At 40.1% G+C, this 14,900-nt stretch carries 13 protein-coding genes and 1 riboswitch; of the genes, 4 read left to right on the top strand and 9 right to left on the bottom strand.

Annotated features, from left to right (window positions below):
- Positions 1–162: 162 nt before the first annotated feature.
- Together murI and btuB are read right to left on the bottom strand one after the other, a co-directional pair.
- Positions 163–1,026 (bottom strand): glutamate racemase, encoded by an 864-nt coding sequence (murI, locus tag SJ312_RS20035; protein WP_319868259.1) that lies wholly within the window; start codon positions 1,024–1,026, stop codon positions 163–165.
- Entirely contained in the window at positions 971–2,839 is a 1,869-nt protein-coding gene (gene btuB / locus SJ312_RS20030) for a TonB-dependent vitamin B12 receptor BtuB (protein ID WP_096863584.1), read from the bottom strand. The genes murI and btuB overlap by 56 nt, the downstream gene beginning before the upstream one ends.
- Positions 2,840–2,912: 73 nt before the next feature.
- A riboswitch (cobalamin riboswitch) is annotated at positions 2,913–3,010 on the bottom strand.
- Positions 3,011–3,120: 110 nt separating this feature from the next.
- On the opposite strand from btuB, the gene trmA reads away from it, so the two are divergent.
- Positions 3,121–4,218, top strand: coding sequence for a tRNA (uridine(54)-C5)-methyltransferase TrmA (gene trmA, locus SJ312_RS20025; RefSeq protein WP_036959114.1), 1,098 nt, complete (start codon positions 3,121–3,123; stop codon positions 4,216–4,218).
- Positions 4,219–4,288: 70 nt separating this feature from the next.
- On the opposite strand, the gene SJ312_RS20020 is transcribed toward trmA, so the two are convergent.
- Together SJ312_RS20020 and fabR are read right to left on the bottom strand one after the other, a co-directional pair.
- A complete protein-coding gene (locus SJ312_RS20020) occupies positions 4,289–4,678 on the bottom strand; it encodes a YijD family membrane protein (RefSeq protein WP_004265352.1) in 390 nt (129 codons plus the stop codon).
- Between the two features lie 12 nt (positions 4,679–4,690).
- Entirely contained in the window at positions 4,691–5,347 is a 657-nt protein-coding gene (fabR, locus tag SJ312_RS20015) for an HTH-type transcriptional repressor FabR (RefSeq protein WP_004265350.1), read from the bottom strand.
- A gap of 350 nt (positions 5,348–5,697) precedes the next feature.
- Here fabR and sthA point away from each other — a divergent pair, with 350 nt between their 5' ends.
- The gene (gene sthA / locus SJ312_RS20010) at positions 5,698–7,095 is read left to right on the top strand and encodes a Si-specific NAD(P)(+) transhydrogenase (RefSeq protein WP_004265342.1); all 1,398 of its coding nucleotides are present in this window, start codon (positions 5,698–5,700) and stop codon (positions 7,093–7,095) included.
- Positions 7,096–7,168: 73 nt separating this feature from the next.
- Here the strand turns inward: sthA and oxyR are convergent, their stop codons facing one another.
- Positions 7,169–8,074, bottom strand: coding sequence for a DNA-binding transcriptional regulator OxyR (gene oxyR, locus SJ312_RS20005; protein ID WP_004265340.1), 906 nt, complete (start codon positions 8,072–8,074; stop codon positions 7,169–7,171).
- A gap of 1,442 nt (positions 8,075–9,516) precedes the next feature.
- On the opposite strand from oxyR, the gene SJ312_RS20000 reads away from it, so the two are divergent.
- Together SJ312_RS20000 and SJ312_RS19995 are read left to right on the top strand one after the other, a co-directional pair.
- The gene (locus SJ312_RS20000) at positions 9,517–9,855 is read left to right on the top strand and encodes a pilus assembly protein (RefSeq protein WP_094961910.1); all 339 of its coding nucleotides are present in this window, start codon (positions 9,517–9,519) and stop codon (positions 9,853–9,855) included.
- 76 nt (positions 9,856–9,931) lie between these two features.
- Complete coding sequence (locus SJ312_RS19995; RefSeq protein ID WP_110592829.1) at positions 9,932–10,276, top strand: hypothetical protein; 345 nt, start codon at positions 9,932–9,934, stop codon at positions 10,274–10,276.
- Positions 10,277–10,340: 64 nt separating this feature from the next.
- On the opposite strand, the gene argH is transcribed toward SJ312_RS19995, so the two are convergent.
- The 4 genes from argH to argC form a co-directional block, all read right to left on the bottom strand.
- Complete coding sequence (gene argH / locus SJ312_RS19990) at positions 10,341–11,717, bottom strand: argininosuccinate lyase (RefSeq protein ID WP_153674058.1); 1,377 nt, start codon at positions 11,715–11,717, stop codon at positions 10,341–10,343.
- Positions 11,718–11,795: 78 nt separating this feature from the next.
- Positions 11,796–13,016 carry an argininosuccinate synthase gene (locus tag SJ312_RS19985; protein WP_004265334.1) on the bottom strand — a complete coding sequence of 407 codons (1,221 nt, stop codon included), beginning with the start codon at positions 13,014–13,016 and terminating at the stop codon, positions 11,796–11,798.
- Positions 13,017–13,060: 44 nt separating this feature from the next.
- The gene (gene argB, locus SJ312_RS19980; protein WP_004265333.1) at positions 13,061–13,837 is read right to left on the bottom strand and encodes an acetylglutamate kinase; all 777 of its coding nucleotides are present in this window, start codon (positions 13,835–13,837) and stop codon (positions 13,061–13,063) included.
- A 14-nt stretch (positions 13,838–13,851) separates the two neighbouring features.
- A complete protein-coding gene (gene argC, locus SJ312_RS19975; protein ID WP_110592828.1) occupies positions 13,852–14,856 on the bottom strand; it encodes an N-acetyl-gamma-glutamyl-phosphate reductase in 1,005 nt (334 codons plus the stop codon).
- Between the last annotated feature and the right edge of the window lie 44 nt (positions 14,857–14,900).

The raw sequence follows: 14,900 nt of genomic DNA, 5'->3' as shown, positions 1-14,900 counted from the left end.
TGCTTTTTCTTTTCAGAATCTCTCGCTGCCGTTTCAGTGTTCATCGCGCTTTGCGTTGTCTTGTTCCCGGTCAGTGGATGCGCATTATAGGGAGTCAGAAAAATCTGGCAACCCCTTTTTTCATATTTTTTTTCGTTCGCTCAGTTTTCCATCAAATTTAACTTAGATAGCTAGTTTTTCCAGCGTTTTGAACCCTTCTGCTTCGAGAACAAGCTGTAATCCTTTTGCGTTGTCATCCATTAATAAGCAATATGCGAAGTTTTCTTCCTCTGAATTGGCGATTTCTTCTTGATTATTAATGAGCCAAACGGTTCTTCTGGCGATTGCAGAACCTGAATCAATGAATCGAGTTCCATTTGGTAGCACTTTTTCGAGTTCTTCTATTAATAGAGGAAAATGCGTGCAACCCAAAATAACGGTATCGGGCGGCTCTGGCATTCGAATCCATGGCCTGACCGTTTGGGCGACTTCATCTAACGGTAAGGTTTCCCCATGCAACTTTCTTTCTGCGAGTTGAACTAATTCCGCAGAACCGAGAGAAATCACTTTGCAGTCTGTTGCAAACCGTTCGATCAGCTCTTTGGTGTATTCGCGGTTTACAGTGCCTTTCGTCGCCAATAAACCAACTACGCCATTACGCGTTAACTTGGTTGCGGGTTTAATGGCTGGAACAACCCCAACAACTGGGAACGTAAAATGTGCTCTCAAATTAGGAAGGCTGACCGTACTTGCGGTATTGCACGCAATAATTGCAATGGTTAAAGGATGTTTTGCAGCTATTGCATTTACGATTTGATAGACCCTATCAATAATGAACTCTTCGCTTTTTTCACCATAAGGGAAGGCTTCATTGTCGAATGCATAGATATAGTGAGCATTCGGGATCATTTTTTTGACTTCACGATAAACAGATAACCCGCCCACTCCAGAGTCAAACACTAGAATGGTCGGGCGAACAGATAGGGTGTTATCAGAAGTTGTAGCTTCCTGTAAGGAAATATTCTCTTCCAGCGGTGCGATAACCATACGCGGTCTCATAGTCTTTATCGAACATATTAGCTATTTTACCACGAATTGTGAGATGTGAAGTGATTGGATATGCAGCGGTGAGATCCCAGATGCTAACGCCGCCGACTTTAGTGCGTTGATAAGTTTCATTGGTATCATAACGACTGCCTATATATTGGTAAGTCAACCCCATATCTACAGCAGCAATGTTCCAATCTAGCTGGTATTTGACTTGTTGTTTTGCTCTACGATTAAGCACTTTATTTGTTTTTTCATTTCTTGGGTCTAGATACTGTAACGTGAGTTGATGGCTAAATAGGCCTGTTTGTAATTCACCATTCCACTCGACTCCTTTAATCTTTGCCTTGCCAATATTGTTATAAGAACTAGTTTGCGTCACTGGATCCGAAGTGAAATCAATCAGATTAGTTATCTCGTTTTCATACCCAGTTAATTGCCAAAACAATAACCCTGTTTCGCCTTCTAAACCAATTTCCCACTGCTTACTTTCTTCTGGTTTTAAATTTGGATTTCCTTTGATGTTCCAAGCAACATTATCCGTATAAAGCTGACCTAAGTTAGGGGCTTTATACGCTGTAGCATAAGAGCCGATTAACTTATATCCATCATAAAATTCCCAGCTTAAACCTGATTGCCATGTCGTGTGCCAGTTAAATTCAGAATGGTGATCTGAACGTACTGCCCCTTCCGCATTGACAGAGTCGATGAGTGCATATTGTCCTGTAAGATAAATACCTGTGTTATTGACGGTTTCTTTTTTACTTGTCATCGTATAACCACCGGGCTCAATGCTTTGACGTTGATAATCAACCCCAGCACTGATATTTCCTTTTTCTAATCTATAGCTATTACCCCATTGAAAGTTGTATTGGTCTGATTCATCAATTACAGAACCGCTACCATACCGCCCATTGTGATAGTTGTAGTTGTAATCTTTCATATGGCTATAGCTCCCAAGCAAACTTGTAGAGTACTTACCATTCGCATATTTCAACCCAGACTCATATGTTCTGCTGTATAGCTTACGAGTGTCTGCTGGTGTACCGTCATAACTCGTACGATTGTCATAACCATAAGCACGTGCATAAGCAGAAAGAGCGGAAGAGAATTGATGCTCAACACCTAACCATAATGTTTTATTCAAAAAACCATCTTTATCAGGTTGAGGGCCCCCGCCTGTATTTCCTCTGGCTTCAACATCAAACCCTTTTGTATGAGTATAAGCACCCGCTGCCGTTACCGTTGTATTCTCACCAATTTTTTGCTGAGTCGAACCGTTATAGTTTTGATAACTGTGTGAGCCAATACCTGCATTTAAAGTAGTGCCATCGTTATCACGACGAGTAATAATATTCACCACACCACCAACAGCATCAGAACCATAAACCGCTGAGCGTGCGCCGCGAATATACTCAATGCGCTGTACCAGAGAAATTGGGATTTGGCTCATATCAGATGAACCTGAAATGCCCGCCTGATTCAAACGAACGCCATCAATTAGAACTAAAACATGACGAGATTCTGTTCCCCTAATAAAAAGAGAGCTTTGTTGCCCCATCCCCCCATTTTGAGCAATATCCACCCCCGGCAAGCGCCTTAATACATCTATTACGGTATTGGATTGCCAATGGTCGATATCTTCACGAGTGACCACCGTCACTGGCGCTAATATAGAAGAAATAGGTTGTTCGAAACGATTAGCTGACACAACCACTTGGTCAGTTTTGTCATTTGCACTTGCCAAAGAAGAAGTAGCGCACAGTACTGCAAGCGCAGCGGCCGATAGCGGCAGCGACTTTTTATTATTCATTATGGTTACACTCGGAAAATCAATTTAATTAACATTCCGCGAGGTTGAATATAAGATCCGCGCGAATATTCAACGAAGCGATTGGATGCGTGGCAGGTATCGGACTTTTACCGTTGCGCGTCAGTCTTGGATTCACACCAAATTCCCTAAACCACAGCCTATTATCGTAAGTTGAATAGTAGTGAGTGTCTACGGATGGATAATGAAAACTGGACATCTTCGCCGCATTCCCTACAATTTCGCTCCTGATACGAATTTATTACTGCTTTATGGAGCCAAACATGCCAAACACCTTGCATACTGAAGACTACGAACAACAACTCGTAGAAAAAACGGATCGTTTAAAGGCGATGATGGCTCCTTTTAACGCCCCTGAACCTGAAATATTTTCATCTCCAACATCCCATTATCGGATGCGTGCTGAATTTCGTATTTGGCATGAAGGTGATGACCTGTTTCATATTATGTTCAATAAAGAAACGAAAGAGCGTATTCGTATTGACCAGTTTCCTGTTGCCAGCCAATTGATCAATGACATGATGGCGGCGTTATTGCCGTTAATTAAGCAAAATGAATTACTGCGCCATAAATTATTTCAAATTGACTATTTATCAACACTAAGTAATAAGCTGATTGTTTCGCTGCTTTACCATAAAAAATTAGGTGAAGAATGGATGGCAGAAGCAAAAGCGTTAAAAGCCGCTTTAGTTGAACAAGGCTTTGATGTGCAATTGATTGGCCGAGCGTCAAAAACAAAAATCATGTTAGATAATGATTATGTCGATGAAGTCTTACCTGTTATGGGTAAAAATATGGTTTATCGCCAAGTTGAAAATAGCTTCACGCAACCTAATGCACAGGTCAATATCAAAATGTTGGAGTGGGCAATTGAGTCAACGCAGAATTCGACGGGTGATTTATTGGAACTGTACTGCGGAAATGGAAATTTCTCTTTAGCATTAGCGCAAAACTTCGAACGCGTATTAGCGACTGAAATTGCAAAGCCCTCAGTGGCCGCTGCTCAATATAATATCGAAGCCAATAATATTGAAAATGTACAAATTATTCGTATGTCCGCAGAGGATTTTACCCAAGCCATGCAAGGTGCCCGTGAATTTAGGCGCTTGGAAGGTATTTCTTTAGCCGATTACCAATGCAATACTATATTCGTCGACCCGCCTCGCAGTGGTTTAGATGCAGAAACAGTGAAACTAGTTCAGGGTTATGAGCATATCCTATATATTTCATGTAACCCAGAAACGCTATGCGATAACTTAGCTGAGCTGACTAAAACCCATAAAATAGAGAAATTAGCCTTATTCGACCAGTTCCCTTATACCCACCATATGGAAAGTGGGGTATTACTGAGCCGCTATTAATTTACTAAAAAACAAAAACGCCGCAGTGATGTGAACTGCGGCGCCTTACTATTAGAAAAGTCGTATAAACTTAATTTTCAACTTCTTGTTCAAGTGCTAGCTCCGCTTTTTCTTTCTTACGTGCTTTCCAGCTTGAGTACATCCACAATGCGATAATGACAATAAAGGTTGCGGGAATAAAATTAGAGCCTATTTCAGGGTTTTGCACACGTAAAATCGCGGCATAGCCAAAAAGCCCAATAAAAAAACTACCGGCAACAAATTTTGGCAGCCCCATAGGCATCGCTTGATGCAAATAGCGCTGATGTAAACAATACACTGCCAATATCAGGGTTAAAATTGGGAAAAATGAAAAATCGACCAGCGAGTTAAACAGCGTTGAAAAGGTTCCATGGGTTGCAAGGCCAATCACAAAGGCTAGCAATAATGTGCTTCTTTCATAACTTTTTTGATCCGTCATTGATTCTCCTTATTATTTAGTCAGGTCTGGGTCAGTTTGATTTTGTTTTTCCTGTTCCCGGCGGTACCAGTAATAGGCGCCTTTCGCTATCATTCTTAACTGTAATACCAGCCGTTCTTCGAGATTTCTGCGTTTTTCTTCATCGATATCTAGCGCCTCTGCACCTGCGCTAAAGACAATCGTTACCATGGCCTCTGCTTGCATTTCAGTAAAATGGCGAGGCATACGGCTTTCAAGTTCAAGATAATCGGCCAATTCCGCAATAAAATGCTGAATTTCCCGAGCGACTGCCGCACGAAACTCAGCAGATGTTCCTGAACGCTCCCGCAATAATAACCTAAAGGCGTTAGGGTTATTACCAATAAACTCCATAAAAGTTGAGACTGATGTACGGATCACACTCCCGCCTTTTGCAATACGCTGCCTTGCTTGGCGCATTAGCTGGCGTAACATCAAGCCGCTTTCGTCGACCATCGTCAGCCCGAGTTCATCAACATCCTTGAAATGACGGTAAAATGAAGTCGGTGCAATCCCAGCTTCACGCGCAACTTCTCGCAAACTAAGGCTAGTAAAACTCCGTTCAGCGCTTAATTGGCTAAATGCGGCTTCGACGAGTGAACGCCGAGTTTTTTCTTTTTGTTTTGCTCTAACGCCAATTGTGTTACTCACGGTGATCCTAGTTTCTTATCATGAAAGGTAAATGTAATAAGCCTTACTCTTCGCCTAGCATACCTGAAAATAGTTAAACTGTTTTGGAGAAAAAGCGACTATCACTACAATTTACTCATTTTCAGAATTTAACTTAGCCTTTTTCAATTAGTTTTTTAACACTGATATACTACCAACCTTTTATTAAACAATGCGTCAGCAAATCCTTGGAAGCATGCATAAATATGTGACTAGGGTAAGCGAGTGTAGCCAATGCTGTATCAATTTGAAAAACGACGAGGAAATTAGGTGAAATAACCAACTAATGATAACATCTTGTTGTCATTTTGTTTTAGAGCAGGTCTTACCTCATGCAACTTACCCATTTTGATGCAATAGTCATTGGTTCCGGTCCTGGTGGTGAAGGCGCCGCCATGGGGCTAGTGAAACAAGGAAAAAACGTTGCTGTTATAGAACGTTATAATAATGTCGGCGGAGGCTGTACCCACTGGGGAACCATTCCCTCAAAAGCCCTCCGTCATGCTGTTAGCCGTATTATCGAATTCAACCAAAACCCTCTTTATAGTGATAACTCCCGTAGCTTAAGCTCCTCTTTCTCTGAAATTCTTCGTCATGCTGAAACGGTAATTAGCCAACAAACACGCATGCGCCAAGGTTTTTATGAGCGTAATGGTTGCCAAATGTTTTCGGGTGAAGCCACCTTTATCGATGAGCAACATATCAGTGTCCGTTACGCAGATGGTAGTTGTGACGTTTTAAGTGCGGATAAAATCGTGATTGCCACAGGTTCTCGTCCATACTGTCCTTCCGATGTTGATTTCAATCATTCTCGAATTTATAACAGTGATACGATCCTCAACCTAACTCACGAACCTCGCCATGTCATTATTTATGGTGCCGGAGTGATAGGCTGTGAATACGCCTCTATATTTCGTGGATTAGGGGTTAAAGTTGATTTAATCAATACCCGCGATCATCTATTGGCCTTTCTTGACCAAGAAATGTCAGATGCCTTGTCGTATCATTTTTGGAATAGTGGCGTTGTTATTCGCCATAATGAAGAATATGAAAAAATCGAAGGGGTCGAAGACGGTGTTATTGTTCACCTGAAGTCGGGTAAAAAAGTCAAAGCAGACTGTTTACTGTATGCGAATGGTAGAACGGGTAACACGGATAGCTTAGGTCTCGCTAATGTCGGGATTGAGGCTGATGGCCGCGGTTTAGTTAAAGTCAATAAAGCATATCGCACCACTAATGAACATATCTATGCTGTTGGTGATGTCATCGGCTACCCAAGCTTAGCCTCTGCGGCCTACGACCAAGGACGAATTGCGGCCCGAGCCATTGGTGGTAGTTTAGGTGATGCTCATTTAGTAGAAGATATTCCAACAGGGATTTATACCATTCCTGAAATTAGTTCAGTTGGTAAAACAGAGCAAGAATTGACCGCAATGAAAGTGCCTTATGAAGTCGGTCGGGCACAATTTAAACATTTAGCACGTGCACAAATCGCAGGTATGAATGTCGGTAGTTTGAAAATATTATTCCATAGAGAAACATTACAGATACTAGGTATTCACTGTTTTGGTGAAAGAGCGGCTGAAATTATCCATATCGGCCAAGCTATCATGGAACAAAAAGGTGAAGGTAATACTATAGAATATTTCGTGAATACAACCTTCAATTACCCAACAATGGCGGAAGCTTTCCGTGTTGCGGCTTTAAATGGTTTAAATCGACTATTTTAATTATTTTGTGATTTATGGTTGCCAATAACCTGGCAACCATCATCAACTAAAAAATAATATTGGCGGCTTAACCTTAAACTCTATTTTTATAATAGTTATCCATTGAGTTATAGATGGTCTCAGCTAATTGTTCATAGCGCCCACGTAACGGTGAACCCGGGCGATAAACTAATACAATTGTACGTTTCGGCTCAGGCTCAATACAATTTAAATAACATACCCCATCACGACAAACTTCATTTGGTACCGATAAATCAGGTAAAAGTGTAATTCCACTCCCTGCGGCCACCATATTTCTTAACGTTTCTAAGCTCGTTGCCCTGAAGTGTGTGTCTTCTTTCGCGCCCGCTTGGAAGCAGAAGCCCATCGCTTGGTCACGTAAACAGTGGCCATCTTCTAACATTAATAGCTTTTCACCTGACAACTCACTCATTTCAATCGTATCACGATCATGCCATGGGTGACTCTCATAAATAGCCAGTTTCATCGGTTCTTCGAATAACGGAACAACAATAAAAGGTTCCGTTTCTTTAACTTCCGCTAAAATAGCGCAATCTAATTTACCGCTGTCTAACTGAGCTAATAATTGCTGAGTTTGCGCTTCATGCAAATAGATTTCTAATTTCGGATGAGCTTGGTGCAATTGCGGAATAATATGAGGTAATAGATATGGCGCAACCGTTGGGATTAAACCAATATGTAATGGGCCCGACATACTTTCCCCTTGGAGGGCGGCCATTTCTTGTAATACTTTAATTTCACGCAAAATAGTACGGGCTTGTTCAACCAATAATAAACCTTGTTGAGTGAAAAGAACTTTGCGGCTGGTTCTTTCTAACAACATAACGCCAAGTTCTTCTTCTAATTTACGAATTTGGCCACTAAGAGTAGGTTGGCTAACATGACAAGAATCCGCGGCACGTCTAAAGTGTTTATGTTCGGCGAGTGCGACAAGGTACTCTAAATCTCGAATATTCATATTTCTTTTCCTTTCGTGAATTCTCTGTCAAACCAAAGATAGATAATACCAATCACTATATCGATATTGTTTTGTTTTATCTATTGATAAATTGAAAAATAGGGAGAAAACCTCATTTTCTGTACAAAACCCGCAATAAAATGAAATAAAATGTAATATTTAGAAACAAAATGTGTCATTATTTACCCTCCTGTTATTTACAAAGAAAACACAACACCAGAAAAACATTAAGTTTTACTTATCATACTTAAAACAGTATTAAATATAAGTGTAAACTCTACTTAAGATCGATATTAAAGTAAAAATCCAATTGACCAACCTCAAAAACATTTCAAGCTAGTACATGGATGCGATCTTAAAAAAAAGAAGAAGTAATTTTTTTAAATTTGCATTAATTTATTATTTTAGTTTTATAATTTCATGAGTGAAAATAACGTCATGTATAAAATCCTTTAAAATCTTACACATAATTACACACACTTTTATTGTGGATAAACTCAAAATAACACCCTATATTTATTATAAGAAAAGAAAAGCATAGAACAGCATCAATTCAAATTAATAGTTTTATATAGTCACCTAACTTCTGCAATATCCTCATCAATGATGATAATACGGAGGGCTAAATACTATGAACACTATTATCAGCTTTACCTTCCCCATAAATGATCTAAATAGCAAACAAAGTTATTACAGAAAACAACAAGCATGCCGATATAAGATATGCATGTATATGATGAGCAGTGATACAAGCATAAGTTTGAAAACTGCACATACCAATAAAAATCCTCTAGGGGGTATAACAACATAAATAGGTAATTCAAAATACTGATGAATACCAATATGAATGAGGTAATAAAAATGAAGAGTAAAAGCATCAAATACCAATTCAAGTATCGAAAACATAATTTAGAGCAATACTGAAACGTTTTCATTAATAATAAGGTGGTATTAACCAATATTATTTTGGAAACAAAGAACATCACTCTCCAAAGGTTTAAAAAAGAAATCACAATGCCTTATTTCTGAAACATTTTGTCATATTCATTTTCACTTTCAATTAAACTTTGTAAATTTGTATTTAAAAACAAATTAAAAATCTCAATATAACAGCCATTTTTTATATCTAAAAATGAATATATTCAAGGCGGCTTTAAAAAACGCCACAATAGATTAAACCACCCAAAAGGGGGGTTTTGATGCAAACACAGAACATTAAACACTAACAAACCAAATTTAACGGAATATTATAAATATAAATCATTAAAAAATGACCCTAGAGATATATTAAAGCAGGTCATTTAGAATTATATTTTAATACATTTTTAGCTTTTAGATTTACACCTTTTTAGAGTTTTTCATTTTATAATTCTTCCCATAGCAAGATATATGAAAACTTAAACAAACCGAATTACAGAAATTTGAAATTAGGAGCAAACATTATGACTATTAAAAAAATCACTTCAGTATTAACTTTAACTTTCGCTTTAGCTGCAACATCATTCTTTACTACGAATGTACAAGCTGAAGGAAATCAAACAACCATTACTTTTAAAGCCATGATTGTCTCTCCACCATGTACCTATGACATTAATCAAAACAACACAACTTTGAATTGTTTTAATAATGAAAAAAACAAAATGGAATCTAGCCCAATTAACTTTTCCAAAGAGAAAAAATCACCAGAATGGAAAGAATTAAATGGAAGCACGAGTATTTACCAATTCAATTGGACTAATAAAGAAAAAGGATATGCATTATTATCCGTGCAACACGCTTAATTAGAAAATAACCCAACTTTAAAAACACATTACATAACCAACTGATTTAAAACGAATTAAGTTGTAGGACTCTATTATGCAAAAATCAATAACAGAAAGAGTATTTAATCGTTCATTAACAGCTTTAATATTAGTTTTAGCATTCAGTACATTCAATACCTATGCGAACCAAAGCCAAGAATCAGGCACTATTAGCTTCAATGGCGCAGTGGTTCACCCAACTTGTACGAATGCTGTCTCTGATACACATATTAAATTGAGTTGCTTGAATAATACTGAGTCTACAATGACAAATATTGGGCTAAATAATATTACTCAAGAAAAAGATTGGAACGTTATTAATGATGGTCGAAATGAATACTCATACAATTGGATCAATGAGGAGAAGCAATTAAGAATGTTAACCATTAAATATATTTAAAAACAAACGCGTTATGGGAATTGGGGTAGTCATGCTACCCCCCATTTTTATCTTCTATAACCGATCACAGCTCTAATCGTTTTTTTGCTTCTACAATAGCATTTGCCACTTGTTTCTGAGATACCCCGCCTTTTGCTAACCGCTTATCTAAACAAGATTGTAGTGATAAAACTTCATAGACATCCAACTGAATAGTGCTACTGAATTTTTGCAAATCACTTAAAGCCATTTCCTCTAAAGCTTTACCTTGCCCAATTGCGGCAACAACGGCCTCACCCACAATATGATGCGCTTCACGGAATGGAACACCTTTAGCAACCAGATAATCAGCGAGCTCAGTTGCATTCGCATAACCTTGCTTCGCAGCATCTTCACAACGACTACGGCGAATTTGAATACCATCAAGAACCAACGCAGCCATGTGCATGCAATCTAACCAAGTATCTAATGCATCAAATAACCCTTCTTTGTCTTCTTGCATATCTTTGTTGTAAGCAAGAGGGAGCCCTTTTAGGGTCATCATCATACCTGTCAATGCACCTTGGACACGCCCACATTTTCCACGGATCAATTCCAATGCATCAGGGTTTTTCTTTTGCGGCATGAGTGATGAACCCGATGTCACTTTGTCTGATAGCTCAACAAAGCCAGCTTCTCCACTATTAAAGAAAATTAAATCTTCAGCAAAGCGGGATAAATGAACCATACCGATACTTGCGTTCGATAATAATTCAAGAACGTGATCTCTGTCTGATACCGTATCCAAGCTATTACGCGTTGCAGAAGCAAAACCTAACCAAGAGGCAAGCTGCTCACGGTCGATATCATAAGCCGTTCCTGCTAATGCCCCACACCCTAATGGGCTAACATCTAAACGTTTTAAGGTATCTTTTAAACGACTTTCGTCACGCGCTAGCATTTCGCTATAGGCTAAACACCAGTGGGCAAATGTCACCGGTTGGGCACGTTGTAAATGGGTATAACCTGGCATTACTGCATCTTGGTTATTTTCTGCGGTGATGACCAACGCTTTTTGTAATTCGCTTACCGCTTCAAGCAACAATGCGACTTGGTCTTTACACCACAGTTTTAAATCTGTTGCCACTTGGTCATTACGGCTACGACCGGTATGTAATTTTTTCCCTAAATCACCGACTTTATCAATCAGCTTACCTTCAACCCAGCTATGAATATCTTCTGCGTCACTTTGCAGGATAATTTCAGGGTTATCTTGCACTTCTTTCAGTAAGGAGTTTAGCGCTTGTTCTAAAGTTTGTTGTTCGCTATCAGACAATACACCAACTGTTACTAGTGATTTTGACCATGCGACTGAGCCGATAATATCTTGTTGCGCCAGGCGATAATCGAAACGCAATGAATCATTAAACTGTTTGAACCGTTGATCCGCTTGCTGACTAAAACGTCCACCCCAAAGTGCCATAACTAATCCCTACCTGATTGATAAAATAAGTTTTTAACCCCGACAGCAGTCTTGGCTGCCGGGAGACTACTATTTGATTTATTTCGCTTTGTTTTGTTCTTTCAGCGCACGGATACGTGAAGACAGTGAGTAAAGACGAATAAACCCACCTGCATGACTGTGGTCATAAACTTCATCTTCACCAAATGTGGCAAATTCCTCAGAATACAGGCTCTTATCCGCTTTTTTCTGAATCGCAGTCACTTGCCCTTTATATAATTTCAGAACAACTTCCCCTGTCACATCTTGTGCTAATGATTCAGCAGCCGCTTGCAGCGAGTGACGTAGTGGTGCGAACCAACGGCCATCATAAACTACATATGACATTTCTAAGCCGAGTTGCTCACGCCATTTGTAGCTGTCACGGTCAAGAACCAGTTGTTCAATACCACGTAATGCCGCCATCATAATGGTGCCTCCCGGGGTTTCATAGCAACCACGAGATTTCATACCCACTAAACGGTTTTCAACGATATCAATACGGCCCACTCCATGTTTTGCACCTAAAGTATTTAATGCTTCTAAACAGCCAAGTGGAGACAATGCTTGACCATTTACCGAAACGACTTCACCGTGTTTGACACCAACGGTAACTAATTCAGCTTCATCTGGTGCATCTTGCGGATCGACAGTCCATACCCAACAATCTTGGTTTGCAGCATTCCATGTGCTTTCTAAAACACCACCTTCCGTAGAAATGTGCCATGCGTTTTCATCACGGCTGTAGATTTTTTCAAGGCTAGCTGTTGTTGGAATATTACGCTCTTTCAGATAATCGAGCAGCGCTTCACGGGAACGTAAGTCCCACTCACGCCATGGTGCAACCACTTGTAACTGTGGTGCTAATGCCGTATAGGTGCTTTCGAAACGCACTTGGTCATTACCTTTACCTGTTGCGCCATGGGCAACAGCATCTGCACCCACTTTTAAGGCAATTTCAACTTGCGCTTTAGCAATGATTGGACGAGCCATTGACGTACCTAATAAATAGCTACCTTCATATAGTGCCCCCGTTTTCAATACAGGGTAAATATATTCTTTGATGAACTCTTCACGTAAATCGACGACATAGCACTCGGATGCACCTGATTGTAGAGCTTTTTTCTCTACGCCTACTAAATCTTCACGGTCTTGCCCCACATCCGCAACGAAGGCCACGACTTCGCAATCATCATAGTTTTCTTTTAGCCATGGAATAATTGCTGATGTATCCAGGCCACCTGAATATGCTAATACAATCTTTTTAATGCCCTTTTTCATAACGTACCTATCCGCTCAATTAATATAGTTATTCCATGGCTCATTTATGATGCCAAGATCCGTGTTCCGATTGCTGTTCCATTAAACAGCTCGGGAAGTTGTTCTGCATGACGCCAACTTGCGATATCAACAGAGCGTTGTAAGGCTGCCGCAGCGTCTAACGCCGCATTGACCTTCACAATCATTCCATCGGTAATAATTCCCTGCTCAATGAGCTTTTGCGCTTTTTGCGTCGTCATTTCGTCAATTTTTTGGCCTTTACCATCTAAAATACCGCTCACATCAGACAGTAAAACCAAATCTGCGTTTAAGGCTTGGGCGATAGCGGTTGCAGCTTGGTCCGCATTTACATTCATCAACTCACCTTCTGGTGTGATACCTATAGAGCTGATAATGGGTAAATAGCCTGCACCCAACAATAATTTCAATAATTTCGCATCGCCAGGTTTGGCATCACCGACATGACCTAATTCTTCGTTTAATTGAGTCACTGTGGCACTTTGCCCATCACCGAGAGAAAGCCCTACGGCTGGAAGTTGATACTTCGTTGCCCATGCCAGTAATGTTTTATTCGCCGTACCCGCTAATGCCCCTGTAATGATATCGATTTGGTCTGCTGGCGTGACTCGTAACCCTTGCTTTTTAACAACAGGTAATTGCAGTTTTTGCATCAATTCATCAACTAAACAGCCACCGCCATGTACAATCACCAACTCACGTTGATGTGCTTGCCGATAGGTTTGAATCGCTGTAAATAATTTTTCAAGTGCCTCGACGCTATCAAGTAACACTCCGCCCAATTTAATCACTAAGGGTTGCATGGGGTTAATCCTTCTTAAAATAAAGACTGAGTTTCAGCAAAACCAAAACGAATATTCATGCACTGAACGGCTTGTGCTGCCGCACCTTTGAGTAGGTTATCTTCTGTACCCACTAAAATCAGGTGTTCACCTTTCAATACATAGCCAATATCACAAAACGGCGTACCAACTACCGATTTCAATGCAGGAACGCCTTTTTCATATAGCCGCACTAACGGTTTATTTTGATAAGCATCTTTAAACGTTTGTGTGATTTTTTCTGCCGAAACACCTGTTTTCACTTTGCACGTAATCGTTGCAAGGATGCCTCGAGAGAAATTTCCTAAATGTGGTGTAAAAATAACCTCTCTCCCTAAGTGAGTCGCAATTTCTGGCTGATGGCGATGGGTAAAAATGCCATAAGGTTGCAAACTCACTTCACAGAAGCTGTTGGTCATTGAGGCTTTACGACCTGCTCCAGAGACTCCGCTGGTGGCATTAATCACTGGCCACATAGCTTCATCTAGCAAATTGCCTTCAATCAATGGTTTAAGTGCTAATTGGGAAACCGTTGGGTAACACCCTGGTACTGCGATCAGTTGCGCTTGACGAATTTTATCGGCCTGCCATTCTGCTAAACCGTAAACTGCTTGCATTAGCCATTCAGTATTTGTATGTTCAAAGCCATAGTATTGCGTATAGAACGCAGGATCTTGAACACGATAAGCACCCGATAAGTCGAACACAACGCAGCCCGCTTCAAGAAACTGAGGGGCTATGTCGTGGCTTACTTCATGTGCAGTGGCAAGAAAAACAACATCAATACCTTCCGCTGCTTCTGCGACATCGGTTAATGGCAGAACGGGAAGGTCTATGATGCCTTTATACTGAGGATGTAAATCAGAAAAACGTTTATTTGCATCCGCACTTTGCTTCGATACCATCAATCCTTGAAGATTAACTTCAGGATGGCGTTGCAAATAACCGGCTAATTCTGCTCCAGTATAGCCACTGGCCCCGATAATGAGTGTGTTCAACATATGCTTTCTACCTTGTACTCGTGACCCAAACAGTTTAATGTGTA

It is taken from the genome of Providencia sp. CIM-Carb-044 (assembly GCF_033901115.1).
Lineage (GTDB): Bacteria > Pseudomonadota > Gammaproteobacteria > Enterobacterales > Enterobacteriaceae > Providencia > Providencia hangzhouensis.
The sequence above is the reverse complement of the archived record's forward strand: the minus strand, read 5'-3'. Positions and strand labels throughout refer to the sequence as shown.

What these genes read in the sequence shown, in the direction of transcription:
- murI (WP_319868259.1), bottom strand. Translation starts at nt 1,026, where the DNA reads ATGGTTATCGCACCGCTGGAAGAGAATATTTCCTTACAGGAAGCTACA.
- btuB (WP_096863584.1), bottom strand. Translation starts at nt 2,839, where the DNA reads ATGAATAATAAAAAGTCGCTGCCGCTATCGGCCGCTGCGCTTGCAGTA.
- trmA (WP_036959114.1), top strand. Translation starts at nt 3,121, where the DNA reads ATGCCAAACACCTTGCATACTGAAGACTACGAACAACAACTCGTAGAA.
- SJ312_RS20020 (WP_004265352.1), bottom strand. Translation starts at nt 4,678, where the DNA reads ATGACGGATCAAAAAAGTTATGAAAGAAGCACATTATTGCTAGCCTTT.
- sthA (WP_004265342.1), top strand. Translation starts at nt 5,698, where the DNA reads ATGCAACTTACCCATTTTGATGCAATAGTCATTGGTTCCGGTCCTGGT.
- oxyR (WP_004265340.1), bottom strand. Translation starts at nt 8,074, where the DNA reads ATGAATATTCGAGATTTAGAGTACCTTGTCGCACTCGCCGAACATAAA.
- SJ312_RS20000 (WP_094961910.1), top strand. Translation starts at nt 9,517, where the DNA reads ATGACTATTAAAAAAATCACTTCAGTATTAACTTTAACTTTCGCTTTA.
- SJ312_RS19995 (WP_110592829.1), top strand. Translation starts at nt 9,932, where the DNA reads ATGCAAAAATCAATAACAGAAAGAGTATTTAATCGTTCATTAACAGCT.
- argH (WP_153674058.1), bottom strand. Translation starts at nt 11,717, where the DNA reads ATGGCACTTTGGGGTGGACGTTTTAGTCAGCAAGCGGATCAACGGTTC.
- SJ312_RS19985 (WP_004265334.1), bottom strand. Translation starts at nt 13,016, where the DNA reads ATGAAAAAGGGCATTAAAAAGATTGTATTAGCATATTCAGGTGGCCTG.
- argB (WP_004265333.1), bottom strand. Translation starts at nt 13,837, where the DNA reads ATGCAACCCTTAGTGATTAAATTGGGCGGAGTGTTACTTGATAGCGTC.
- argC (WP_110592828.1), bottom strand. Translation starts at nt 14,856, where the DNA reads ATGTTGAACACACTCATTATCGGGGCCAGTGGCTATACTGGAGCAGAA.